The following is a 1,027-nucleotide window of genomic DNA, read 5'->3' on the forward strand; positions in this document are numbered from 1 at the left end:
CCTGACGATTTCTGCTTCTGATGCTGCTTTATATGCCAATACGCTGTACGGTGCAATGCTCGACTTTGGTACAGATGAAAAGGTCATTTACTCCACCATTGATAAGATACAGAGCAAAGATGATATGCTTTTGGTCATTAAAGCCTTTGGCATGAAACAGTATTTGTGGGGAACCAGGGCAGCCTTTTTAGGTCAGGACTTCAACCTGATTGGCTGGTTCAGACAGGAACTAGGTGAAAAGGAAATTTCCAAAATCAAACCCAAGTTCGACAGTTGGGGAATCCCTCTCTAAACTCTAACAATAAAGCTATGGACAAGAAGAAAAAGATATTATTTATTTCGGGAGGGGTGTTAACCACAGGGGCAATAGTTACCACAATTGTAATGATTCGCAGACGAAACAAACGCAAGCGTGGACTATTGCCTCCTCGTGGTTCAAACGTTCTAACTACCAACAATAACGAACTGCCCTCAAACTTTCAGAATTGGAACGGTGGCAATACCTATCTCTCAAATGCACCCAGAGGCATCCGAAACAACAATCCGGGAAACCTGATTTTCACCAACATTAAATGGAACGGTAAACTGCCCAAAGAGCAAAATAAGGACAGGCGTTTTGAAATGTTTATTGCTCCGGTTTATGGCGTTCGTGCCATGATTAAAGACCTCAAGCACGACATCGAAAAGGGCAAGAATACCGTGCCGTTATTGGTTGAAGAATACGCACCCCGATTTGAAAACAATACAGACCATTACATCCAGACGGTTTGTAAGGATTTAAAGGTCAGCAAGAGTGCAAAGCTCCTGCCTACAAAAAATACACTCCGCTTATTGGTGCTTTCAATGACAAAGGTTGAGACAGGTGGTAATTACGTCTCCAACCAATTGTTTGAGCAAGCCTACGCAATGATTTAGCAATAAAAAGACTTTATATATGGGAACGATAAAAATGTTTAGGGGAACAACCCCACCGTTATTGAAAAAAGGCGAATGGGCTTCGGATGGCCAGTACGCTTATTTGGGTATG

At 42.4% G+C, this 1,027-nt stretch carries 2 protein-coding genes; both read left to right on the forward strand.

Annotated features, from left to right (window positions below):
• Positions 1-292: hypothetical protein (locus KEM10_RS25175; RefSeq protein ID WP_212220884.1), on the forward strand; the 292-nt coding region annotated here is incomplete at its 5' end.
• A gap of 17 nt (positions 293-309) precedes the next feature.
• Positions 310-915, forward strand: a complete 606-nt coding sequence (locus KEM10_RS25180) for a hypothetical protein (RefSeq protein WP_147377094.1) — start codon at positions 310-312, stop codon at positions 913-915.
• Positions 916-1,027: the final 112 nt, after the last annotated feature.

It is taken from the genome of Carboxylicivirga linearis, from assembly GCF_018271995.1.
In the GTDB taxonomy this organism is placed as follows: Bacteria; Bacteroidota; Bacteroidia; order Bacteroidales; family Marinilabiliaceae; genus Carboxylicivirga; species Carboxylicivirga linearis.

Bases quoted from the DNA above. Each gene is read 5' to 3' on its own strand.
- KEM10_RS25180 (WP_147377094.1), top strand. From the start codon at position 310: ATGGACAAGAAGAAAAAGATATTATTTATTTCGGGAGGGGTGTTAACC.